The following is an 18,979-nucleotide window of genomic DNA, read 5'->3' on the forward strand; positions in this document are numbered from 1 at the left end:
CGTTCGTCGAATAGTCTCAGACCTAACCGTCGAAACAAAAAAGCCCGCCCCAAACGGGGGCGGGCTTTTTCTGTTTGAATTTGGTAATTCAAGACGGGGAATTCCTAAAGAAGCAGCATGCTTTAGTCGTATGCGGCGTCCACTATGAATTCCACCTTCAGTTCGGGCCGCGCTAGTTTTGCTTCGCCACACGCCCTCGCAGGTGCGTATCCTGCAGGAACCCAAGCATTCCAGACCTCGTTCAAACCAGCAAAGTCCTTCATATCGGCCAGCCAGATGGTCACACGCAGCATTTTTTCCCGTGATGAACCTGCGCGCTCTAGAAGGTCGTCAATTTTCCCAAGGCAAATACGCACCTGTTCCTGAATGGTATCACCTTCGGCGACTTGCCCGGTCAAATAGGCCACACCATTATGTTTAACGATTTTGGACGATCTCTCGCCGGTTTCGATGCGTTCTATCATTGGAGTGATCTCGCTGTTTCCTGTTTGATGCACGCGTTCATGGTCATAAGATGCCCCGCATGGCAAACGGAAACCGCTTGAGTAACTTTCAGAAAAGTTGAACTGGTCGGAGACGCCGCGGGTCGATTGCATTTCGCCGCGCCTAGGCTAGCTTGCCAGCGACACAGTATACCAGATTGCGCTTTTGCCGTTGAAGTGCTCTCTAGTTGGTTTCAGTGGATTGCATCGGGCGAAACCGCAAGAAGGATACTTCGACATGGACGAAACCGTAGAACGACTGTCCAAACGCCTGAAGCGGCGAGGATATCAGGTTTCGCCAATGAAGGAGACGGGTGCCTATATCGGTAATCTGGGTTTTGAGGTCGAGACAGTATTCGATGTCGGGGTGGCCTCGGGAACCGAGCATTTGTACGAGGCTTTCCCCGCAGCCAAGTTTGTGCTGGTCGAGCCCATTTCGGATTACGAAACCAAAGTACGGAAAAACTGGGGCGACAAGATCGATTTTGATTTCCATGCTTGCGGAGTTGGTGCCGAAAGCGGACAGACGACTCTTCGAATTCCAACAGTTGGCGATCGTTGGCTCGGCACACGGGCAACGATGCAGGAGTTTGACGAAGCGGCAATCCAGCACACCTCGCAAGTTGAAGAGCGACAAGTCCCGGTAAAAACACTGGATGAGATTGCGTCTTCCTACAAGGAACCTTTCGGATTGAAAATCGACACGGAAGGTTTTGAAATCGAGGTTATTAAAGGTGCATCGGAGATGCTAAAAAAATGCACCTTTGTATTGGCTGAAGTCTCTGTACGGCGTCGGTATCACGGCGGTTATAGGTTCAGCGATTTTGTCGCCGCGATGGCAGATCACGGGTTTGAGCTACACGAATTCGTCAGGCCACCGTCTGCAGAAGCGACCGATTGCGATGCCATTTTTGCCCCATTCGAAAGCTCAGTGTTCGACTATCAGGATACCAGACTGTCTCGTATGGCGGCACGGGTAGCCAAGACATAGTCTAAGGGCATCTTTCCGCATGCAACGCGAGTTGTGTTGTCCGCGAAGGCGTTGAGTCTATCGCGCTGGGAGACGCCCCGCTTTTCGCTATCCGTGAAAGTGGCCGCTCCTCAAAGGACGGCCTTTCCAGAGGTTCGGATCGAGATGAGGTTACTCTGCGCCCACAAATCTGAAAGAGGTCGTGCAAGCCTCAACCAATTTGAAGTTAGAAACATGTATCGCCTCAGTTGCACTGATGACATATCGAACGTTACGAACAAGGGCAGAGTGAAGACACACGATGGAAGCAATATTCATCCTCTTGTTTCTGGCCTTTTTGCTCTGGGCGATCTGGCAACTGTTTGCGCTAGTGGGGGATATGGCAGAGCGGCGCGGACAAGATCAATTACTTTGGCAGGTGGCAGCACTGTTTATCAACCCGTTTGGGGCAATTATCTTGCTTTGGCTTTTTGTGTCTGTCCAAGAAAATCCCTAAGCATTCAGTACAGGAATCTGGTGGACCATTTTAGATTGAGTTGATCTTGTCACGACACCCAAATTCAGAAAATCTACGCATAGGGTATGAGCCAGGTGAGCGCATTCGACTTGTTTGAACTTCCCCCCTTGCCAAACCCCTCACACCCCTGTAGATCGCGCGAGTTCTCTATAAGAACATCAAGGCGGGGTGATTCCCGCCTTTTGGGTTCGATGAGGGTTGGCGATGCGCGCTTGTCCTCCTCTCAACCTCAACGCCTGATAAAAGGCTGTTATTATGCAAAGCCAAAATATCCGTATTCGGCTGAAGGCATTTGACTATCGCGTTCTGGATGCCAGCACGCAAGAGATCGTCAACACTGCCAAGCGGACCGGCGCGAACGTGCGCGGCCCGATCCCGCTGCCGAACAAGATCGAGAAGTTCACGGTTCTCCGTGGTCCTCACGTTGACAAGAAATCCCGCGACCAGTTCGAGATCCGTACGCACAAGCGTCTGCTCGACATCGTTGATCCGACCCCCCAGACCGTTGACGCGCTGATGAAGCTCGACCTCGCTGCTGGTGTGGACGTCGAGATCAAGCTGCAGTCGTAAGATCGGAGGGTATAGATTATGCGCTCTGGTATTATCGCAAAAAAAGTCGGCATGACCCGCCTGTTCATGGAAGACGGCAAGCAGATCCCTGTGACCGTTCTTCACCTGGACAACCTGCAGGTTGTTGCACAGCGCACGGACGAGAAGGACGGCTATACTGCTGTTCAGCTGGGTGCCGGTGCTGCCAAGGCAAAACGCACCTCGAAAGCCATGCGCGGTCACTATGCCGCTGCCAAGGTTGAACCCAAGCGTAAGCTGGTCGAGTTCCGTGTCTCTGAAGATGGCCTGATCGAAGTGGGTGCCGAGATTTCGGCAGAACATTTCCTGGAAGGTCAGAAAGTTGACGTTTCGGGTACTTCGATCGGTAAAGGCTTTGCCGGTGCAATGAAGCGCTGGAACTTCGGTGGTCTTCGCGCCTCACACGGTGTTTCGATCAGCCACCGTTCGCACGGTTCAACTGGCCAGTGTCAGGATCCGGGCAAGGTTTTCAAAGGCAAAAAGATGGCCGGTCACATGGGTGCTGCCCGTGTAACCACCCAGAACCTGGAAGTCGTCAAAACCGACGCCGACCGTGGTCTGGTCTTCATCAAAGGCGCCGTTCCCGGACCGAAATCCGGTTGGGTTACCGTCAAGGACGCCGTCAAGAAGAAAGCACCGGAAGGCCTGCCTTTCCCGGCTGCTGTGAAATCGGCTGCAACCGAAGCACCTGCGGAAGAAGCTCCCGCGGAAGGTGGTGAAGCATGAAACTTGATGTAATCAAACTGGACGGCGGCAAAGCCGGCAACATCGAGCTGGATGCGGACCTGTTCGGCCTGGAGCCGCGCGCGGACATCCTGCACCGTGTGGTCCGTTGGCAGCGTAACAACGCGCAGGCTGGCACCCACAAGGTCAAGACCCGCTCGGAAGTGTCCTACTCGACCAAGAAGATCTATCGCCAAAAAGGCACCGGTGGCGCACGCCACGGCGCCCGTTCGGCACCGATCTTCCGGGGTGGTGGCGTTTACAAAGGTCCGGTCGTGCGTTCGCATGGTCATGACCTGCCGAAAAAGTTCCGTAAACTTGGTCTGCGCCACGCGCTGTCTGCCAAAATGGCAGCTGGTGAACTGGTCGTGATCGAGAACGCCGAAGCCGAAGGCAAGACCGCCGCTCTGGCCAAGCAGGTTGCAAACCTGGGTTGGAAACGCGCTCTGGTCATCGACGGGGCGACCGTGAACGAAGGGTTCCTGAAGGCGTCGCGCAACATCGAAGGTCTGGATATCCTGCCGTCGATGGGTGCAAACGTTTATGACATCCTCAAGCGTGACACTCTGGTGCTCACCAAAGCGGCTGTCGAAGCACTGGAGGCTCGACTGAAATGAGCGCGAAGGCAGAACACTACGACGTGATCCGCAAGCCGATCATCACCGAAAAGTCGACCATGGCGTCCGAAAACGGCGCGGTTGTCTTTGAGGTTGCGATTGACAGCAACAAGCCACAGATCAAAGAGGCCGTTGAGGCACTGTTTGGTGTGAAGGTCAAAGCGGTGAACACCTCTGTGACCAAAGGCAAGGTCAAGCGGTTCCGCGGCCAGTTGGGCAAGCGGAAAGACGTCAAAAAAGCATATGTGACCCTTGAAGAGGGTAACACCATCGACATTTCCACCGGTCTTTGATCGGGCCTGTCTTTGGACAAACCATTAAGACCCCCGCGAAAGCGGGGGTTTTTCTTTAGGTAGTGACACCAAAAGTTGAGCGCCATTCCCAGCGTCTCGAACAGAAAATGATTGCTATGCCGGTGGGGTCGTCTATCCGGTATGCAACAAACAAACGATATGGCAGGCGCATGACCCAATCCACTCTCTCGACCCGGGACAACCCGGATGTGACTGTCGCGCGGGACTGGGTGTCGACGCTGGCCAAATATCGGGAGCCAAGCCAACCGCGTAGCTGGTTCGAGCTGGGGGTTACCTGTGTTCCCTTCATAGCGCTTTGGGCCTTGGCCTGGATGTCTTTGTCGGTGAGCTATTGGCTGGCGCTTGCGATCTCGGTTCTGAACGCGGCCTTTCTGCTGCGCCTGTTTGCCATTCAGCATGATTGCGGTCACGGGGCATTTTTTACGAACCGGACGGTCAGTGACTGGGTCGGTCGGGGGCTCGGGGTGCTGACGTTGACGCCTTACGATGTTTGGCGGCGCACACATTCCTCCCATCACAACTCATCTGGCAATCTGGATAAGCGCGGGATGGGGGACATCCATACGCTGACGGTGGCCGAATACCGGGCGCTGACGCCCTTGAACCGGTTATTTTACCGGCTCTATCGCCACCCGATCACCCTGTTTGGCTTTGGGCCCGGCTATCTGTTCCTGTTTCAAAACCGCCTCCCGCTTGGCTTGACCGGTATTCCGAAATTCTGGGTCAGCGCGATGGCGACGAACCTGGCCATTCTGGCCGCACTGGGGGCCATCTACTATTTTGGTGGCCTGATGCCGGTGCTGCTGATTTTCCTGCCCTCGACGCTTATCGCCGCGACCGCTGGCGTCTGGTTGTTCTATGTCCAACACCAATTCGAAGAGACGCAATGGGACCCTGATCAGGACTGGCAACTGCACGAGGCCGCCCTGCACGGCAGCTCGCATTACATCCTGCCATCCGTATTGCAGTGGTTCACGGCCAATATCGGCATCCACCACGTACACCATCTGTACAGCCGCATCCCGTTCTATCGCCTGACCGAAGTGCTGCGGGATCATGACGAATTGGCCAACAGCAACCGGATGACCATCCGCGAGAGCCTCGCCAACGCGCGGCTGCACCTGTGGGATGAAAAGAACCGCCGCCTGCTGTCCTTTGCCGAAGCGCGCGCGCTGTATGGGTGACGGGATCGGTCAGATGGTGTGAACGATTGCCGGAAATCCGGTCGTTGCCCCCGGCGTGTGATGCGGATACGGTCGCTGTTATGAAACATGTCCCCAAAGAAACAACAGATGAAGCCCTTATTCAGGAGTTCCTGGATAAAGGAGGCAAAGTCAGCATCGGCAAAACCAAACCCGCGCCCGCTGAGCTGGGTTTGAGCAAGAATGTTTGGAACGCCAAGCTGACCAAAGAAGAGAAGGCCGCGCGCGACAAGAAGTGATCGTGCGAGGCTATGGGTAAGCGGAAAGACGTCAAGAAAGCATGTGTGACCTTGGAGGAGGGCAGCTCGATTTACGTGTCTACCGGTCTCTGATCGGGCCTGTCTTTGAAATGAGATGAAGGTCCCGCGAAAGCGGATTTCTTCTACTCATTTACTTTTTCCTACTGCGATTTCAATTCGTTCTTTTACTTGGTCGCCGTCGTGGACATCATACCAGGCTCCATCGACATCAGTTGCGTTCACCAAGACGACTTGGTTGGATTGTCTGATGATGAAGCCATTAATTCGGAGGGTGTCTTCGAGCGATAGTTGTCCGACAAAATCACGTTCGGCATCAGGAAATACACCGATCAATATTCTGGGATGAACAACCATCCCAAATCGCATGTCGTGCTCCAAAGCGTGTGGGTTCAATATGAAAGGCTGAGAGCCGAGAGCGAGGTTCTTTCCATCTTCTGAAACAACGAGTATGCCAATAGAATGTCGACTAAGTTGTTCCAAGATCTTCTTTAGGTTAGCTGTGGCAGCTAAATGCCGCATTTCGCCTGCCAGCACTTTATCGCGACCATGCTTTTTGTAGGCTTCATCTTGATCGCCCTTTTTCCCAAACCATCTGCTGAGGCGTAAAAGCACAAACACGATTCTTGCTCGGAGCGAGTGGCTTAGCGTTCCCAATACGCTCGGGTGCCTCAACACAGAGCGCGCCAAGTGTCTGAGCAGTAGGCTGCGGTCGACACTGTTCAAGGGAAGAGGGTTCGGAAAGGTGGCAATTAGCCTTTCAATCAACTGTGGTACATGGTCATCGATTTCGAGCTTCAATGCAATCTCGGCCGTCATGTCTCGTTTCCCGTCCGTGTCCCATCGTGCGTAAAGGAATTCGCGATAGTGAACCGATTTCGGATTTCTCAGTTCGACTTCAGAACCTTTGTCCTTGTCCCAAAGTACAACTTTTCCACTATTTTGAGCCCAAAACCGTATTGTCCCTTGCCCAATGAAATGGTTGCGCTTTTGCTTCGGCATATCAGTAGTTATCTTTCGTTCGACGCTGCTGGCAAAATTTCTGAACAAAAGAAAAAAAGCTATTGCGAGCTAGATGCTTTGATTTCACTTTCTTGCCCTGAATAATGGCCCCATTCAAATCAACTAGAAGAAGGCACGAAAACAAGTCTAAAGATTCACTACAGCGTTCATAGAGTGTTCTTGCGAAGAAGCGGAAAGAAAGCGCTCCACCCTATAGACACCCACCCCCAACACGGCTATATGCACCCAATCTCGCGGCCTCGGATTCGTTCCGGGGCTTCTGATATTTGTAACCGGGGACCTTCGGGGCCCTATACCCTTGGCACCTACGGGGGCCTATCACATAGCGGGGAAACTCCCTGCACTTGCTAAACGGAAGACAGAAAGCATGGCACTCAAGTCGTACAAGCCGACGACGCCGGGCCAGCGCGGGCTGGTGCTGATCGACCGTTCGGAGCTTTGGAAAGGACGTCCGGTCAAGTCTCTCACTGAGGGATTGACCAAATCGGGCGGCCGGAACAACACCGGACGGATCACTTCACGCCGCCGCGGCGGTGGCGCAAAGCGTCTCTACCGGATCGTTGACTTCAAACGGAATAAATTTGATGTCGCGGCAACCGTTGAACGGATCGAATATGACCCGAACCGGACCGCATTCATCGCACTGGTAAAATACGAAGACGGCGAGCAGGCATATATCCTGGCTCCGCAGCGTCTGGCTGTTGGTGACAAAGTCGTGGCATCCGCCAAGGCTGACATCAAGCCGGGCAACGCAATGCCGTTCTCGGGCATGCCCATTGGTACCATCGTCCACAACATCGAGATGAAGCCTGGTAAGGGCGGTCAGATCGCACGTGCGGCCGGTACTTACGCTCAGTTCGTTGGTCGCGATGGCGGCTACGCTCAGATCCGTCTGAGCTCGGGCGAGCTGCGCATGGTCCGTCAGGAATGCATGGCCACCGTCGGTGCCGTGTCCAACCCCGACAACAGCAACCAAAACCTCGGTAAAGCCGGTCGTATGCGCCACAAAGGCGTGCGTCCGTCGGTTCGTGGTGTTGCAATGAACCCGATCGATCACCCGCACGGTGGTGGTGAAGGTCGTACCTCGGGTGGCCGTACACCGGTTACACCGTGGGGTAAGGACACCAAGGGTAAGCGTACCCGCAACAAGAACAAAGCGTCCCAGAAGCTGATCATCCGCTCGCGGCACGCCAAGAAGAAGGGACGTTAATCTATGTCTCGCTCTGTTTGGAAGGGTCCTTTCGTCGATGCTTACGTGCTGAAAAAAGCCGAAGCAGCGCGCGAGTCGGGCCGCAACGAAGTTATCAAAATCTGGTCGCGTCGTTCCACCATTCTGCCCCAGTTCGTGGGTCTGACCTTTGGTGTGTACAACGGCCAGAAGCATATCCCCGTCAACGTCTCGGAAGACATGATCGGTCAGAAGTTCGGTGAGTATTCGCCGACTCGCACCTATTACGGTCACGCCGCTGACAAAAAAGCGAAGCGGAAGTAAGTCATGGGCAAGGAAAAGAACCCCCGCCGCGTGGCTGAAAACGAAGCAATGGCAAAAACGCGCATGCTCCGTACCAGCCCGCAGAAACTGAACCTGGTTGCGCAGATGATCCGCGGCAAGAAAGTTGAGAAGGCTCTGACCGACCTGACTTTCTCGAACAAGCGTGTCGCGCAGGACGTCAAAAAGTGCCTGCAGTCCGCAATCGCCAACGCTGAGAACAACCACAACCTGGACGTCGACGAGCTGATCGTTGCCGAAGCATGGGTTGGTAAGAACCTGGTCATGAAACGCGGTCGCCCTCGGGCCCGTGGCCGTTTCGGCAAGATCATGAAGCCGTTCTCGGAGATCACCATCAAGGTGCGTCAAGTTGAGGAGCAAGCCTAATGGGTCATAAAGTAAATCCGATCGGCATGCGCCTGCAGGTGAACCGCACCTGGGACAGCCGCTGGTACGCCGATACCAAGGACTACGGTGATCTTCTGCTGGAAGATCTGAAGATCCGTGAGTTCATCAACAAAGAGTGCAAGCAAGCCGGCATTGCCCGTGTGATCATCGAACGTCCGCACAAGAAGTGCCGCGTTACGATCCACACTGCACGTCCGGGTGTCATCATCGGCAAGAAAGGCGCGGACATTGAAGTTCTGCGCAAGAAAATCGCCCTGATGACAGACAGCGAATTGCACCTGAACATTGTCGAAGTGCGCAAGCCCGAGCTTGACGCACAGCTGGTTGCCGAGTCTATCGCTCAGCAGCTGGAGCGCCGGGTTTCGTTCCGTCGCGCGATGAAGCGGTCTGTTCAGAACGCCATGCGTATGGGCTCTCTGGGTATCCGGGTGAACGTCGCTGGCCGTCTGGGTGGCGCCGAAATCGCACGGACCGAGTGGTACCGCGAAGGCCGTGTGCCTCTGCACACGCTGCGCGCCGACATCGATTACGCACAAGCCGAAGCGATGACTCCTTATGGGATCATCGGGATCAAGGTCTGGATCTTCAAAGGTGAGATCATGGAGCACGATCCGCAGGCACGTGACCGTAAAGCACAGGAACTCCAGGACGGCCCTGCACCTCGTGGTGCTGGTGGCGGTCGTCGCTAAGGAGGGAAAGATATGCTTCAACCAAAGCGTACTAAATTCCGCAAGATGCACAAAGGCCGGATCAAGGGTGAAGCCAAGGGCGGCTCTGATCTGAACTTTGGCACCTATGGACTGAAAGCTCTTGAGCCTGAGCGTGTAACTGCACGCCAGATCGAAGCTGCACGTCGTGCCATGACGCGTCACATGAAGCGTCAGGGTCGTGTCTGGATCCGCATCTTCCCCGACACTCCGGTTACGGCTAAGCCGATCGAAGTTCGTATGGGTAAAGGTAAAGGTTCGGTCGACCGCTGGGCATGCAAAGTCAAGCCTGGCCGCGTGATGTTCGAAATCGACGGCGTCAATGACGACATCGCCCGCGAGGCCCTGCGCCTGGCTGCGATGAAGCTGCCGATCAAGACTCGCGTCGTGGTTCGCGAAGACTGGTAAGCGACCCGGGGGCGACCCCGCTCGCGACAAGATTGACCCCCGTCGGGAAACCGGCGGGGGTTTTTGGTTTGATGGCGCTGCCCCCGCGACAGCCTCGCAAAACACCCATCGCCTTCATCGAGAGGCTGGTTTAAGACAGGCCCATGGCACAGATTGAATCACTTTTTGTCACCCGCCTCTATCGCGCAGCTTTGTCCGAGTTCGATCCCAAGATCGACCCGGAGGAACTGGAAAGCTCCTGTCTTGTCATTGCCGAGGATGATGAGGCCGGGCAGGAATGGTGCGAAGAAAACGGCTATCCCGGCTACACCAGCTATGCCTCGCTGACCGATCTGCCCTGGCGGTTCCCGATCTTTGCCGATCTGGTTAAGTTGCTGGACCAGCACGTTGCAGCTTTTGCTAAGGATCTGGAGTTTGATCTGGGTGAGGGTGAACTAAAGCTTGAAGACCTTTGGATCAACATTTTGCCCGAGGGCGGAATGCACTCCAGCCACCTGCACCCACATAGCGTGATCTCGGGCACGACTTATGTTTCGATGCCCGAAGGTGCTAGCGCGCTGAAGCTTGAAGACCCGCGCTCGGGCCGCATGATGGCAGCGCCCACGCGTATGAAAGGGGGCCGTCGGGACCTGCAGCCATTTATCTATGTGAAGCCTCAGGTTGGCGATGTTTTGCTATGGGAGAGCTGGTTGCGCCACGAGGTGCCGATGAACATGGCCGAGGATGAGCGGATTTCCGTCAGCTTTAACTATAAATGGGACTAGCACGGTCGTTTAAGGGACTCTGATTCAAAGGAATGTGTGAAAAGTTCTTGCATTGTGTCGTCAGATAAACGATGTGGGGGGCGCTTACGTTTTTCTTTTTCGACCACTGTCTCCCGAATATCGGCGTTCAGTCTTTCGATCCAGACCGACAACGCCGCGCTGTCGCAATTCCGCGGACAGCAATTTACTAGGAGACTACGGATATGGCCAACGGCACCGTAAAATGGTTCAACACAACTAAAGGTTTTGGCTTCATCGCACCGGAGACCGGTGGCAAAGACGTGTTTGTACACATCTCTGCTGTCGAGCGCTCGGGTCTGACCGGCCTGGCCGACGACCAGAAAGTAACGTTCGACATCGAACCCGGCCGTGACGGTCGTGAGTCGGCTGTGAACATCGCTCTGGCGTAAGTCACTCAGACTTAGACAGTTGAAGACGCGGTCTCGTGCAAACGAGGCCGCGTTTTTCGTTTCAATTTAGACCTAGCTAGATTTTTGACTGAGTTGCCACACACCTTCGATTGGAATGGTCAGTAACACAATCTGAGAAAATCTGGAGTCAGCTCATATAGAATCTTGTATGCTCCTTGGATCATGGGGGGTGTTTGCTGTGAAAGAAGCTGAACGAGTGGTTCGCCAATTCCACGAGAGTTGGGGTATGCGCGATCCTGATCGCGGAGCCGAGGTAATTGCCGAAGATTGCCAGTTTGAGGATGTTGCTCGTGAAGAAAAACAACTTGGCAAGTTAGCATACAAAGAGGACTACGAGCGCTGGCGACTGGCATTCCCAGATGGAGAATGCATCGTTGACAATGTGATCGTCAGCGATTGCGGTGAATGGGCTATCGTCGAGTTCCACAACACCGGCACTCATACAGGTGTGCTGCATTCAAGCCTTGGTGAATTCGAACCGACCGGAAAGCGATACGAAGTGCGTTATTGCTCGGTGATGCGGGTGAAAGGTGGCATGGTTGTTGAGGGAAGAGACTATTACGACAGCGCCACCATCGCACGACATTTGGGCTTAGTTACGTAAGCAAGGAATAGCGTGCTTAGAGTAGCTGCTTGTGTCTTCCCAAAGTTTCCCTTGCCACCTACCAGCGACTCCCCTATAGAGCGGCATCTTGCGTTCCCCCGGCCGAGTCGGGGGATTCGTATGTCTATCATTCATCCACCAGGTCAAAGGTGACCCTGCATAGGGGCCTTCTGGTGTTTTGAGCAAAGGAAAAGGCGATGAACGCCCAAGAACTGCGTGACAAGACCCCTGACCAGCTCCGCGAGGAACTGGCCAACCTGAAGAAAGAAAGCTTTAACCTGCGCTTTCAACAGGCAACCGGTCAGATGGAAAGCACCGCTGGCATCAAAGCGGCCCGCCGCAACGCCGCCCGCGTTAAAACCATCCTGAACGAAAAGGCCGCTGCTGCGGCATCGGAGGAGTAATCCTATGCCTAAGCGTATCCTGTCCGGCACCGTAACCAGCGATGCCAACGCACAGACTGTAACCGTATCCGTCGAGCGCCGCTTTACGCATCCGGTTCTGAAGAAAACCATCCGTAAGTCCAAGAAATACCGGGCTCACGATGAAAAGAACGCCTTCAAGGTCGGCGATACAGTTCGCATCATCGAATGCGCGCCGAAATCGAAGACGAAACGTTGGGAAGTTCTGGAAGCGTAAGCCTCCGGGATTTTCCCATTTGTCGAAACCCTGGGGGATCTAACAAGACCAGCCCCCACAGGTCGGGAGAAACCACATGATCCAGATGCAGACCAATCTGGATGTCGCTGACAACTCCGGCGCACGCCGAGTTCAGTGCATCAAGGTCCTGGGTGGTTCCAAGCGTAAATACGCCTCTGTAGGCGACATCATTGTCGTCTCGGTGAAGGAAGCCATCCCACGCGGCCGCGTAAAGAAAGGTGACGTCCGTAAGGCCGTCGTCGTACGCACCGCCAAAGAAGTCCGTCGCGAAGACGGCACCGCGATCCGTTTCGATCGCAACGCCGCCGTCATTCTGAACAACAACAACGAGCCCGTAGGTACCCGTATCTTTGGCCCTGTTGTTCGTGAACTGCGCGCGAAAAACTTCATGAAAATCATCTCGCTTGCTCCGGAGGTGCTGTAATCATGGCTGCTAAACTCCGCAAAGGCGACAAGGTCGTCGTGCTGGCTGGCAAGGACAAGGGCAAAGAGGGAACTATCACCTCGGTCGACCCGAAAGCCGGTAAAGCCGTTGTTGATGGCGTGAACATCGCCATTCGCCACACCCGCCAGTCGCAGACCTCGCAAGGTGGTCGCCTGCCTCAGGCAAACCCGATTGAGCTGTCGAACCTGGCTCTGCTGGACAAAAACGGTAAAGCAACCCGCGTTGGCTTCCGCATGGAAGGTGACAAGAAAGTTCGTTTTGCCAAGACCACGGGGGACGTGATCGATGCTTGATACCGCAACCTACACCCCGCGTCTGAAAGCTCAGTACGCTGAAACCATCCGTGCCGCTCTGAAAGAAGAGTTCGGTTACAAGAGCGATATGCAGCTGCCCAAGCTGGAAAAGATCGTTCTGAACATCGGTTGTGGTGCAGAGGCCGTCAGAGACTCGAAGAAGGCGAAAGCCGCTGTTGAAGATCTGACCGCGATTGCAGGCCAAAAGGCTGTTGCAACACTGGCGAAGAAGTCGATCGCGGGTTTCCGCGTCCGTGAAGACATGCCGCTGGGTGCGAAAGTTACCCTGCGCGGTGACCGGATGTATGAATTCCTGGATCGTCTGATCACCATCGCGCTGCCGCGCGTTCGTGACTTCCGCGGTGTTAAGCCTTCTTTCGATGGTCGTGGCAACTTTGCCATGGGCATGAAAGAGCACATCGTGTTCCCGGAAATCGACTTCGACAAGGTCGACGAGGTCTGGGGCCTGGATATCGTAATTGCCACCACAGCGAAAACCGACGCTGAAGCGAAAAGCCTGTTGAAAGCGTTCAACATGCCGTTCAACGCTTAAGCGCCGGGAGGATTGAGACATGGCTAAAAAAGCAATGATCGAACGCGAGAAGAAGCGCGAACGCCTGGTGGCCAAATATGCCGCAAAGCGTGCCGAGCTGAAAGAAATCGCGAATGACGAGAGCAAGCCGATGGAAGAGCGTTTCAAAGCGCGTCTGAAACTGGCGAAACTGCCGCGCAACAGCTCGGCAACTCGTCTTCACAACCGCTGTCAGCTGACAGGTCGTCCTCATGCTTACTATCGTAAGCTGAAGGTCAGCCGTATCATGCTGCGCGAGCTGGGTTCTGCAGGTCAGATCCCCGGCATGGTGAAATCGAGCTGGTAAGGGAGACATAGATATGAACGATCCTATCGGCGATATGCTCACCCGTATCCGCAACGCGCAAATGCGCGGCAAGTCCACTGTAAACACTCCGGCGTCGAAACTGCGCGCCTGGGTTCTGGACGTGCTGGCGGACGAAGGTTACATCCGTGGCTACGAAAAGATGACCGGTGAAAACGGTCATCCGGCCATCGAAATCAGCCTGAAATACTACGAAGGCACCCCTGTCATTCGCGAGTTGAAGCGGGTCTCCAAGCCCGGTCGTCGCGTATACATGGGCGTCAATGACATCCCGCAGGTCCGTCAGGGTCTGGGTGTGTCGATTGTCAGCACTCCGAAAGGTGTGATGTCGGACCAGAATGCACGCTCCAACAATGTTGGCGGCGAAGTGCTCTGCACCGTCTTCTAAGGAGGTCTGTCAATGTCTCGTATTGGTAAACGTCCGGTCGAACTGCCTAGCGGTGTAACCGCCTCGGTTTCCGGCCAGACCATCGAAGTCAAAGGCCCGAAAGGTGCCCGTAGCTTCACTGCGACTGATGACGTTACGCTGTCGGTCGAAGACAATGTGGTTCAAATCAACCCGCGTGGCATGTCCAAACGTGCCCGCCAGCAATGGGGCATGAGCCGCACCATGGTTGCCAATCTGGTAACCGGTGTGACCGAAGGCTTCAAAAAAGAGCTGGAGATCCAGGGTGTTGGTTACCGGGCTCAGATGCAGGGGAACACCCTGAAGCTGAACCTGGGCTACAGCCACGACGTTGATTTCGTTGCTCCGGAAGGTGTCACCATCACCGCACCGAAGCAGACCGTGATCATTGTGGAAGGTAACGACCAGCAGCAGGTGGGCGAAGTCGCGGCGAAAATCCGCGAATGGCGCCGTCCCGAGCCGTATAAAGGCAAGGGTATCCGCTATAAGGGCGAATTCATCTTCCGCAAAGAAGGCAAGAAGAAGTAAGGACGCAAACAATGGCAAACAGCAAAAGAACCCTGTTTCTGAAGCGCCGCCTGCGCGTTCGGAACAAACTTCGCAAGGTCAATGCAGGTCGTGTGCGCCTGTCGGTTCACCGTTCGAACAAGAACATCAGCGCTCAGCTGATCGACGACGTTCGTGGTGTGACCCTGGCCTCGGCCTCGACCCTGGAAAAAGATCTGGGTGTAGTTGGCACAAACAACGTCGAAGCGGCTACGAAAGTGGGCGCAGCCATCGCCGAGCGTGCCAAGAAGGCAGGCGTCGAAGAGGCTTATTTCGATCGTGGCGGCTTCCTGTTCCACGGCAAAGTGAAGGCTGTCGCCGACGCTGCGCGTGAAGGTGGTCTGAAGATCTAAGACTTGCGGGCAGCGCCTCAGCTGCCCCGATGATCCGGGGGCCTCGGCAATAGTCGAGGCTCACTTGGATTGAAACAACGGCGCCGTAATGCGCCACATGAGAAAAGGGATGCCAAATGGCAGAACGTGAAAACCGTCGGGGCCGTGGCCGCGACCGCGACGAAACTCCGGAATTCGCAGACCGTCTGGTCGCGATCAACCGCGTGTCGAAAACCGTAAAAGGTGGTAAGCGCTTTGGCTTCGCCGCTCTGGTGGTTGTCGGCGATCAGAAGGGCCGCGTCGGCTTTGGCAAGGGTAAAGCAAAAGAAGTACCCGAGGCCATCCGTAAGGCGACTGAACAAGCCAAGCGTCAGATGATCCGCGTGCAGCTGCGCGAAGGTCGGACCCTGCACCACGATATCGAAGGCCGTCACGGCGCCGGTAAAGTGGTTATGCGCTCGGCACCTGAAGGTACTGGTATCATCGCCGGTGGTCCGATGCGTGCTGTGTTCGAAATGCTGGGCGTCAAGGACGTTGTGTCCAAGTCGTTGGGCTCGCAGAACCCATACAACATGATCCGCGCCACCATCAACGGCCTGCAAAAAGAGCAGAGCCCGCGTTCGGTTGCACAGCGTCGCGGCAAGAAAGTTGCTGACATCCTGCCCAAGCGGGACGAAGCGCCTGTTGCTGCTGAAGCAGAAGCATAAGGAGAGCGACCCATGGCAAAAACCATCGTCGTCAAGCAGATCGGTTCCCCGATCCGCCGCCCCGCCGAACAGCGCGCGACCCTGATCGGTCTGGGCTTGAACAAGATGCACAAAACCCGTGAGCTGGAGGATACTCCTTCGGTCCGCGGCATGGTCAACAAGATCCCGCATCTGGTAGAGATCATCGAAGAACGCGGCTAATCGCGAGTTCTTTGAAGACTTAAGAACGCCTCCGATCTGATCGGGGGCGTTTTCTTGTTTGGCCGGTCTTTTTTTTCCGGCTCGTCTTATGGTGCTGTTCAGTGCCTCGGCGCAAACTTGGCTATGACCCGAGCGCCTTTTTTTCTGCAAACTCAATGTCGACTTCATGGCGCAACGAAGGTTCTCTGCCTGGTTTTTCGTACAGCCTGGGGCATCCATCGCAAAAACTTGCTGCTGCTTCGCGTTTGGAATGAGCACGCGGGTTCCAGACCTGCCGGCGCAGAGCTTTGTATTTTTCGTTGTTCCAGATGGTTTCAAGTGGTTCGTCGAAAACATTTCCCAACACATGCGGGTCACGGTTCTTGTCGGAAACATATTGGCGGCCGGATCGCCAGAGACAGCAGGGAATCACATCGCCATCAAAGCGAATGACCGTGCTGCTGTGGGGCCAATGGCACCTTGGGGTGAGGGATGATGACAGGGGCGGGCCATTTTCAATCCGATCGGGATCGTCGTCTACGACGTTGTACAGATCTCCATTTGCATCGAACCGTAGCCCTTCAAACGTGGTAAAGGCGTCGATACCAATCTCGTCTACGATGGCCTTCACCTGATCCAGTTCATCCTCGGCGTGATGGGGGAAAGAGATATGCTGTATTTCTATGAACGGAGATTTCAGACCCTTCCTCTTTTTATAGCCAGCCAGTAGTCGCAGGTTGTTCAGAACGAAATCCAGGCGTCCGCGAACACGGGTAACCTGAAAGCTTTCCTGCGTCGCGCCATCAACTGAGATTGTGATATGGCTAAGCCCGGCATCGACCAGGTCATGAATCCTCTCGGCTTTTAGCCGATAGCTGAAATGGGTGGTGATATGGCTTTCCAAACCGGCTGCGGTCGTGGCCCGGATCATGTCGGTGAGGTCCGGGTGCACCAGGGGATCGCCATAGTAGAACAGGCTGACGCCAAGCGCGCGATCTTTGATCTGGTCGATGATATGCTGGTATTGCTGAAGGCTAAGCTTGTCCTGTTTCCCGAACTTCTGATCGCTGAGCAAGGGTCGGTCACGACCTGCCGGATTCCCATGGACGCAATGTGGACAGGCTAGTGAGCACAGCGGCGAAATATCAATTTTCACCAAAGACGGCAGCGGGGCGGCTTGTTGAGAGTGAAGAAGATAGCCCCGAATGTTGCGCAACAGGTTTGCCGATTGCTTCAAGGAAGGACGGCGCTGAATCCAGCGCAACCTTCTAATAACGCTTGAAACCAAAGGCATGGAGTATCCTCATTCATGAAGTCGAGGACGCCCTAAACGTGCGAGGCGAAAATGGTAAAACAGGCCGAAATAGCCCGATAGTTCACGGATACGTGATAGAATAGTGAAAATATGGGTCCGTAAAAGAAAAAAGATATTAAAATATATAAATTTGATAAATCTTATCTTTAGCCGAGAAATCCAAAGGACTATTTCAACGAAAGCCTGTAGTGGGATGTCTAAACAGTGTTTTCACTGCCATTCCCCCAATGCATACCGGCCAGACCGAATCTTCTGTTGTTAGCGTTATCTGGCGTTCTTATTTGAGCTTTGTCCCAAATAGGAACGCAAACGAAATCTGGAGAATACGCTCCGGTTTAGAAAGGAATATAGAAATGGCAAACACAGCAACTTTTTCCCGCGAAGGCTTTGGTCTGACCGCCCGCATCACAACTCTGATCGCACGCGTGAAAGAGGCCTATGCCCTGCGCGCCGAATTCGGCCGCACCTATTCAGAGCTTCAGAACCTGACTGATCGTGAACTGAACGACATTGGTATCCGCCGGTGCGATATAAGTGATATTGCGCATAAGCACGTCTACTGCTGAGAAACTGGCAGGATGAACAACACCGAGGCGCCATTTGGCGCCTCTTTTGATTCTGCGTGCTTGAAAGGCACAGGCACGGTGAAATTGCTCACTCTGCATTGTGGATCGTTTGGAAATTTTCCATGAGAATTATTAGAGGGGGCTATGTCCCAACAACGCGATGACGAGGCTGACACAGTGCGAGACTACCAGATCGGCATGTTGTGGGTGGATGGCCCGCTGAGCTTTCTCGAGCAGCTCTGCATCAAATCCTATCTGGATGCCGGTCAATCCGTTCGCCTCTACACCTATGGGAATGTCTCCGGGATACCTGAAGGTGTGGATACCCGCGATGCGCGCGATGTGATGCCTGGCACAGAATTCATTGCGCATAGCCGTACTGGTAGCCCGGCGCCGCATTCGGACAAGTTCCGATACCGCATGTTGGCGCAGGAGCCCGATTTGATATGGGCGGATACGGACGCCTATTGCATGCGTCCATTCACAACGGAGACCGGGCATTTTTACGGAATGCTCGAAGGAGAGATTGCGATCGGCGTATTGGGCATTCCGTCAGACAGCCCGGCGCTGGATCTGCTCATCGAATATACAACGGACCCATATCGGATTCCGCCATGGCTGCCCAAACGATATCAGGAACCCCTTCGTGCGGCACAGGATGCAGGTGATCCGATCAATGTGCCCGCGCAATATTGGGGCGCATGGGGTCCGTCAGCCTTTGCCTGGGCTTTACGGCAAACCGGCGAACACCAATTTGTTCTGCCTGAGCATGTGTTCTATCCGGTGAACTTTACCAGACGGCGCGCTTTGGCAGGCCCAAACGCCGATTTATCCAGGTTCTTCCACGAGGACACAGTTTCAATTCACTTTTATGGTCGCCGGATGCGTTCGATCCTGAGGAACAGGTATAATGGCCTGCCAGATCCAGACAGCCTGGTGGGTAAGCTTCTGGCCAAACACCGGATTAATCCACTGGACGCGCCAATCCAAAATGCTGAAGGCTAGACAGTTTGGGTGTTGTTCACTTCAAAACTTGCATCCTCAGCCACAAAGCTGTATCGGGCTCCGGTGGCGTACTGCGCCGCAAGAATCAAAACCAAGAAATGCCGTGTTTGACCCATCACGCTTC

Annotated in this window: 32 protein-coding genes and 1 pseudogene; 30 read left to right on the forward strand and 3 right to left on the reverse strand. The window is 54.6% G+C overall.

The features are described 5' to 3' along the window. Positions 1-122: 122 nt before the first annotated feature. A complete protein-coding gene (locus AC2FJV_RS12050) occupies positions 123-464 on the reverse strand; it encodes a RidA family protein (RefSeq protein ID WP_142639802.1) in 342 nt (113 codons plus the stop codon). A gap of 256 nt (positions 465-720) precedes the next feature. Between AC2FJV_RS12050 and AC2FJV_RS12055 the strand changes: the two genes are divergently transcribed. From AC2FJV_RS12055 to AC2FJV_RS12095, 9 genes and pseudogenes are all read left to right on the forward strand, one after another. Further along, positions 721-1,473, forward strand: a complete 753-nt coding sequence (locus tag AC2FJV_RS12055) for an FkbM family methyltransferase (protein WP_271951961.1) — start codon at positions 721-723, stop codon at positions 1,471-1,473. 280 nt (positions 1,474-1,753) lie between these two features. Then, a complete protein-coding gene (locus tag AC2FJV_RS12060) occupies positions 1,754-1,948 on the forward strand; it encodes a hypothetical protein (protein ID WP_496694388.1) in 195 nt (64 codons plus the stop codon). Positions 1,949-2,224: 276 nt separating this feature from the next. Then, complete coding sequence (gene rpsJ, locus AC2FJV_RS12065; RefSeq protein ID WP_008756422.1) at positions 2,225-2,539, forward strand: 30S ribosomal protein S10; 315 nt, start codon at positions 2,225-2,227, stop codon at positions 2,537-2,539. A gap of 18 nt (positions 2,540-2,557) precedes the next feature. After that, positions 2,558-3,283, forward strand: a complete 726-nt coding sequence (gene rplC / locus AC2FJV_RS12070) for a 50S ribosomal protein L3 (protein WP_142639796.1) — start codon at positions 2,558-2,560, stop codon at positions 3,281-3,283. Continuing rightward, positions 3,280-3,897: a 50S ribosomal protein L4 gene (gene rplD / locus AC2FJV_RS12075; RefSeq protein ID WP_050605826.1), complete on the forward strand. Its 618-nt coding sequence runs from the start codon at positions 3,280-3,282 to the stop codon at positions 3,895-3,897. The genes rplC and rplD overlap by 4 nt, the downstream gene beginning before the upstream one ends. Beyond that, positions 3,894-4,190, forward strand: a complete 297-nt coding sequence (locus AC2FJV_RS12080) for a 50S ribosomal protein L23 (protein WP_142639794.1) — start codon at positions 3,894-3,896, stop codon at positions 4,188-4,190. The genes rplD and AC2FJV_RS12080 overlap by 4 nt, the downstream gene beginning before the upstream one ends. Positions 4,191-4,360: 170 nt before the next feature. Then, positions 4,361-5,395, forward strand: a complete 1,035-nt coding sequence (locus AC2FJV_RS12085) for a fatty acid desaturase (protein WP_496691897.1) — start codon at positions 4,361-4,363, stop codon at positions 5,393-5,395. Positions 5,396-5,475: 80 nt separating this feature from the next. Further along, on the forward strand, positions 5,476-5,652 hold the full coding sequence (locus AC2FJV_RS12090) for a hypothetical protein (protein ID WP_176797675.1): 177 nt from the start codon (positions 5,476-5,478) through the stop codon (positions 5,650-5,652). 12 nt (positions 5,653-5,664) lie between these two features. Then, positions 5,665-5,745, forward strand: a pseudogene (locus AC2FJV_RS12095) (50S ribosomal protein L23); the annotation flags it as partial. 54 nt (positions 5,746-5,799) lie between these two features. Here the strand turns inward: AC2FJV_RS12095 and AC2FJV_RS12100 are convergent. Further along, positions 5,800-6,672 carry a DUF4238 domain-containing protein gene (locus AC2FJV_RS12100; protein WP_496713822.1) on the reverse strand — a complete coding sequence of 291 codons (873 nt, stop codon included), beginning with the start codon at positions 6,670-6,672 and terminating at the stop codon, positions 5,800-5,802. Between the two features lie 388 nt (positions 6,673-7,060). On the opposite strand from AC2FJV_RS12100, the gene rplB reads away from it, so the two are divergent. The 19 genes from rplB (at position 7,061) to rpmD (ending at position 15,990) form a co-directional block, all read left to right on the forward strand. Then, entirely contained in the window at positions 7,061-7,903 is an 843-nt protein-coding gene (gene rplB / locus AC2FJV_RS12105; RefSeq protein ID WP_008757664.1) for a 50S ribosomal protein L2, read from the forward strand. Between the two features lie 3 nt (positions 7,904-7,906). Beyond that, positions 7,907-8,185, forward strand: coding sequence for a 30S ribosomal protein S19 (gene rpsS, locus AC2FJV_RS12110; RefSeq protein WP_005980699.1), 279 nt, complete (start codon positions 7,907-7,909; stop codon positions 8,183-8,185). Between the two features lie 3 nt (positions 8,186-8,188). Beyond that, positions 8,189-8,569 carry a 50S ribosomal protein L22 gene (gene rplV, locus AC2FJV_RS12115; protein WP_039538267.1) on the forward strand — a complete coding sequence of 127 codons (381 nt, stop codon included), beginning with the start codon at positions 8,189-8,191 and terminating at the stop codon, positions 8,567-8,569. Further along, positions 8,569-9,279, forward strand: coding sequence for a 30S ribosomal protein S3 (gene rpsC / locus AC2FJV_RS12120; protein WP_037311761.1), 711 nt, complete (start codon positions 8,569-8,571; stop codon positions 9,277-9,279). Before rplV ends, rpsC begins: the two co-directional genes overlap by 1 nt. 12 nt (positions 9,280-9,291) lie before the next feature. Then, complete coding sequence (gene rplP / locus AC2FJV_RS12125) at positions 9,292-9,705, forward strand: 50S ribosomal protein L16 (protein WP_085823145.1); 414 nt, start codon at positions 9,292-9,294, stop codon at positions 9,703-9,705. A 143-nt stretch (positions 9,706-9,848) separates the two neighbouring features. Beyond that, a complete protein-coding gene (locus AC2FJV_RS12130) occupies positions 9,849-10,469 on the forward strand; it encodes a 2OG-Fe(II) oxygenase family protein (protein ID WP_496690421.1) in 621 nt (206 codons plus the stop codon). Positions 10,470-10,672: 203 nt separating this feature from the next. Next, positions 10,673-10,879 carry a cold-shock protein gene (locus tag AC2FJV_RS12135; RefSeq protein ID WP_010437077.1) on the forward strand — a complete coding sequence of 69 codons (207 nt, stop codon included), beginning with the start codon at positions 10,673-10,675 and terminating at the stop codon, positions 10,877-10,879. Between the two features lie 199 nt (positions 10,880-11,078). Next, on the forward strand, positions 11,079-11,504 hold the full coding sequence (locus tag AC2FJV_RS12140; protein WP_496694389.1) for an ester cyclase: 426 nt from the start codon (positions 11,079-11,081) through the stop codon (positions 11,502-11,504). Between the two features lie 197 nt (positions 11,505-11,701). Next, a complete protein-coding gene (rpmC, locus tag AC2FJV_RS12145; protein ID WP_074736205.1) occupies positions 11,702-11,908 on the forward strand; it encodes a 50S ribosomal protein L29 in 207 nt (68 codons plus the stop codon). Positions 11,909-11,912: 4 nt separating this feature from the next. Next, positions 11,913-12,143 carry a 30S ribosomal protein S17 gene (gene rpsQ / locus AC2FJV_RS12150; RefSeq protein WP_037311742.1) on the forward strand — a complete coding sequence of 77 codons (231 nt, stop codon included), beginning with the start codon at positions 11,913-11,915 and terminating at the stop codon, positions 12,141-12,143. 76 nt (positions 12,144-12,219) lie between these two features. Next, positions 12,220-12,588 carry a 50S ribosomal protein L14 gene (gene rplN, locus AC2FJV_RS12155; RefSeq protein WP_005621870.1) on the forward strand — a complete coding sequence of 123 codons (369 nt, stop codon included), beginning with the start codon at positions 12,220-12,222 and terminating at the stop codon, positions 12,586-12,588. A gap of 2 nt (positions 12,589-12,590) precedes the next feature. Next, positions 12,591-12,902, forward strand: a complete 312-nt coding sequence (rplX, locus tag AC2FJV_RS12160) for a 50S ribosomal protein L24 (RefSeq protein WP_142639787.1) — start codon at positions 12,591-12,593, stop codon at positions 12,900-12,902. Beyond that, positions 12,895-13,455: a 50S ribosomal protein L5 gene (gene rplE / locus AC2FJV_RS12165; protein WP_142639786.1), complete on the forward strand. Its 561-nt coding sequence runs from the start codon at positions 12,895-12,897 to the stop codon at positions 13,453-13,455. Before rplX ends, rplE begins: the two co-directional genes overlap by 8 nt. A gap of 19 nt (positions 13,456-13,474) precedes the next feature. Continuing rightward, on the forward strand, positions 13,475-13,780 hold the full coding sequence (rpsN, locus tag AC2FJV_RS12170) for a 30S ribosomal protein S14 (RefSeq protein ID WP_142639784.1): 306 nt from the start codon (positions 13,475-13,477) through the stop codon (positions 13,778-13,780). Between the two features lie 13 nt (positions 13,781-13,793). Beyond that, positions 13,794-14,186: a 30S ribosomal protein S8 gene (gene rpsH / locus AC2FJV_RS12175; RefSeq protein ID WP_142639782.1), complete on the forward strand. Its 393-nt coding sequence runs from the start codon at positions 13,794-13,796 to the stop codon at positions 14,184-14,186. A 12-nt stretch (positions 14,187-14,198) separates the two neighbouring features. After that, the gene (gene rplF / locus AC2FJV_RS12180; RefSeq protein WP_058272374.1) at positions 14,199-14,732 is read left to right on the forward strand and encodes a 50S ribosomal protein L6; all 534 of its coding nucleotides are present in this window, start codon (positions 14,199-14,201) and stop codon (positions 14,730-14,732) included. Between the two features lie 11 nt (positions 14,733-14,743). Then, positions 14,744-15,103 carry a 50S ribosomal protein L18 gene (gene rplR, locus AC2FJV_RS12185; protein ID WP_142639780.1) on the forward strand — a complete coding sequence of 120 codons (360 nt, stop codon included), beginning with the start codon at positions 14,744-14,746 and terminating at the stop codon, positions 15,101-15,103. 116 nt (positions 15,104-15,219) lie between these two features. Beyond that, complete coding sequence (gene rpsE, locus AC2FJV_RS12190) at positions 15,220-15,789, forward strand: 30S ribosomal protein S5 (protein ID WP_142639778.1); 570 nt, start codon at positions 15,220-15,222, stop codon at positions 15,787-15,789. A 12-nt stretch (positions 15,790-15,801) separates the two neighbouring features. Then, positions 15,802-15,990, forward strand: a complete 189-nt coding sequence (rpmD, locus tag AC2FJV_RS12195) for a 50S ribosomal protein L30 (protein ID WP_008757946.1) — start codon at positions 15,802-15,804, stop codon at positions 15,988-15,990. Between the two features lie 121 nt (positions 15,991-16,111). On the opposite strand, the gene AC2FJV_RS12200 is transcribed toward rpmD, so the two are convergent. Beyond that, complete coding sequence (locus AC2FJV_RS12200; RefSeq protein ID WP_496713823.1) at positions 16,112-17,125, reverse strand: radical SAM/SPASM domain-containing protein; 1,014 nt, start codon at positions 17,123-17,125, stop codon at positions 16,112-16,114. Positions 17,126-17,637: 512 nt separating this feature from the next. Here AC2FJV_RS12200 and AC2FJV_RS12205 point away from each other — a divergent pair. Together AC2FJV_RS12205 and AC2FJV_RS12210 are read left to right on the forward strand one after the other, a co-directional pair. Beyond that, positions 17,638-17,850, forward strand: coding sequence for a DUF1127 domain-containing protein (locus AC2FJV_RS12205; protein WP_142639774.1), 213 nt, complete (start codon positions 17,638-17,640; stop codon positions 17,848-17,850). Positions 17,851-17,994: 144 nt separating this feature from the next. After that, positions 17,995-18,855 carry a hypothetical protein gene (locus tag AC2FJV_RS12210; RefSeq protein WP_496713824.1) on the forward strand — a complete coding sequence of 287 codons (861 nt, stop codon included), beginning with the start codon at positions 17,995-17,997 and terminating at the stop codon, positions 18,853-18,855. The last annotated feature ends 124 nt before the right edge of the window (positions 18,856-18,979 follow it).

Source organism: Ruegeria sp. CDSA241, assembly GCF_059611265.1.

Excerpts from the sequence above, each read along its gene's own strand:
- AC2FJV_RS12050 (WP_142639802.1), bottom strand. The coding sequence starts at position 464 with ATGATAGAACGCATCGAAACCGGCGAGAGATCGTCCAAAATCGTTAAA.
- AC2FJV_RS12055 (WP_271951961.1), top strand. The coding sequence starts at position 721 with ATGGACGAAACCGTAGAACGACTGTCCAAACGCCTGAAGCGGCGAGGA.
- AC2FJV_RS12060 (WP_496694388.1), top strand. The coding sequence starts at position 1,754 with ATGGAAGCAATATTCATCCTCTTGTTTCTGGCCTTTTTGCTCTGGGCG.
- rpsJ (WP_008756422.1), top strand. The coding sequence starts at position 2,225 with ATGCAAAGCCAAAATATCCGTATTCGGCTGAAGGCATTTGACTATCGC.
- rplC (WP_142639796.1), top strand. The coding sequence starts at position 2,558 with ATGCGCTCTGGTATTATCGCAAAAAAAGTCGGCATGACCCGCCTGTTC.
- rplD (WP_050605826.1), top strand. The coding sequence starts at position 3,280 with ATGAAACTTGATGTAATCAAACTGGACGGCGGCAAAGCCGGCAACATC.
- AC2FJV_RS12080 (WP_142639794.1), top strand. The coding sequence starts at position 3,894 with ATGAGCGCGAAGGCAGAACACTACGACGTGATCCGCAAGCCGATCATC.
- AC2FJV_RS12085 (WP_496691897.1), top strand. The coding sequence starts at position 4,361 with ATGACCCAATCCACTCTCTCGACCCGGGACAACCCGGATGTGACTGTC.
- AC2FJV_RS12090 (WP_176797675.1), top strand. The coding sequence starts at position 5,476 with ATGAAACATGTCCCCAAAGAAACAACAGATGAAGCCCTTATTCAGGAG.
- AC2FJV_RS12100 (WP_496713822.1), bottom strand. The coding sequence starts at position 6,672 with ATGCCGAAGCAAAAGCGCAACCATTTCATTGGGCAAGGGACAATACGG.
- rplB (WP_008757664.1), top strand. The coding sequence starts at position 7,061 with ATGGCACTCAAGTCGTACAAGCCGACGACGCCGGGCCAGCGCGGGCTG.
- rpsS (WP_005980699.1), top strand. The coding sequence starts at position 7,907 with ATGTCTCGCTCTGTTTGGAAGGGTCCTTTCGTCGATGCTTACGTGCTG.
- rplV (WP_039538267.1), top strand. The coding sequence starts at position 8,189 with ATGGGCAAGGAAAAGAACCCCCGCCGCGTGGCTGAAAACGAAGCAATG.
- rpsC (WP_037311761.1), top strand. The coding sequence starts at position 8,569 with ATGGGTCATAAAGTAAATCCGATCGGCATGCGCCTGCAGGTGAACCGC.
- rplP (WP_085823145.1), top strand. The coding sequence starts at position 9,292 with ATGCTTCAACCAAAGCGTACTAAATTCCGCAAGATGCACAAAGGCCGG.
- AC2FJV_RS12130 (WP_496690421.1), top strand. The coding sequence starts at position 9,849 with ATGGCACAGATTGAATCACTTTTTGTCACCCGCCTCTATCGCGCAGCT.
- AC2FJV_RS12135 (WP_010437077.1), top strand. The coding sequence starts at position 10,673 with ATGGCCAACGGCACCGTAAAATGGTTCAACACAACTAAAGGTTTTGGC.
- rpmC (WP_074736205.1), top strand. The coding sequence starts at position 11,702 with ATGAACGCCCAAGAACTGCGTGACAAGACCCCTGACCAGCTCCGCGAG.
- rpsQ (WP_037311742.1), top strand. The coding sequence starts at position 11,913 with ATGCCTAAGCGTATCCTGTCCGGCACCGTAACCAGCGATGCCAACGCA.
- rplN (WP_005621870.1), top strand. The coding sequence starts at position 12,220 with ATGATCCAGATGCAGACCAATCTGGATGTCGCTGACAACTCCGGCGCA.
- rplX (WP_142639787.1), top strand. The coding sequence starts at position 12,591 with ATGGCTGCTAAACTCCGCAAAGGCGACAAGGTCGTCGTGCTGGCTGGC.
- rplE (WP_142639786.1), top strand. The coding sequence starts at position 12,895 with ATGCTTGATACCGCAACCTACACCCCGCGTCTGAAAGCTCAGTACGCT.
- rpsN (WP_142639784.1), top strand. The coding sequence starts at position 13,475 with ATGGCTAAAAAAGCAATGATCGAACGCGAGAAGAAGCGCGAACGCCTG.
- rpsH (WP_142639782.1), top strand. The coding sequence starts at position 13,794 with ATGAACGATCCTATCGGCGATATGCTCACCCGTATCCGCAACGCGCAA.
- rplF (WP_058272374.1), top strand. The coding sequence starts at position 14,199 with ATGTCTCGTATTGGTAAACGTCCGGTCGAACTGCCTAGCGGTGTAACC.
- rplR (WP_142639780.1), top strand. The coding sequence starts at position 14,744 with ATGGCAAACAGCAAAAGAACCCTGTTTCTGAAGCGCCGCCTGCGCGTT.
- rpsE (WP_142639778.1), top strand. The coding sequence starts at position 15,220 with ATGGCAGAACGTGAAAACCGTCGGGGCCGTGGCCGCGACCGCGACGAA.
- rpmD (WP_008757946.1), top strand. The coding sequence starts at position 15,802 with ATGGCAAAAACCATCGTCGTCAAGCAGATCGGTTCCCCGATCCGCCGC.
- AC2FJV_RS12205 (WP_142639774.1), top strand. The coding sequence starts at position 17,638 with ATGGCAAACACAGCAACTTTTTCCCGCGAAGGCTTTGGTCTGACCGCC.
- AC2FJV_RS12210 (WP_496713824.1), top strand. The coding sequence starts at position 17,995 with ATGTCCCAACAACGCGATGACGAGGCTGACACAGTGCGAGACTACCAG.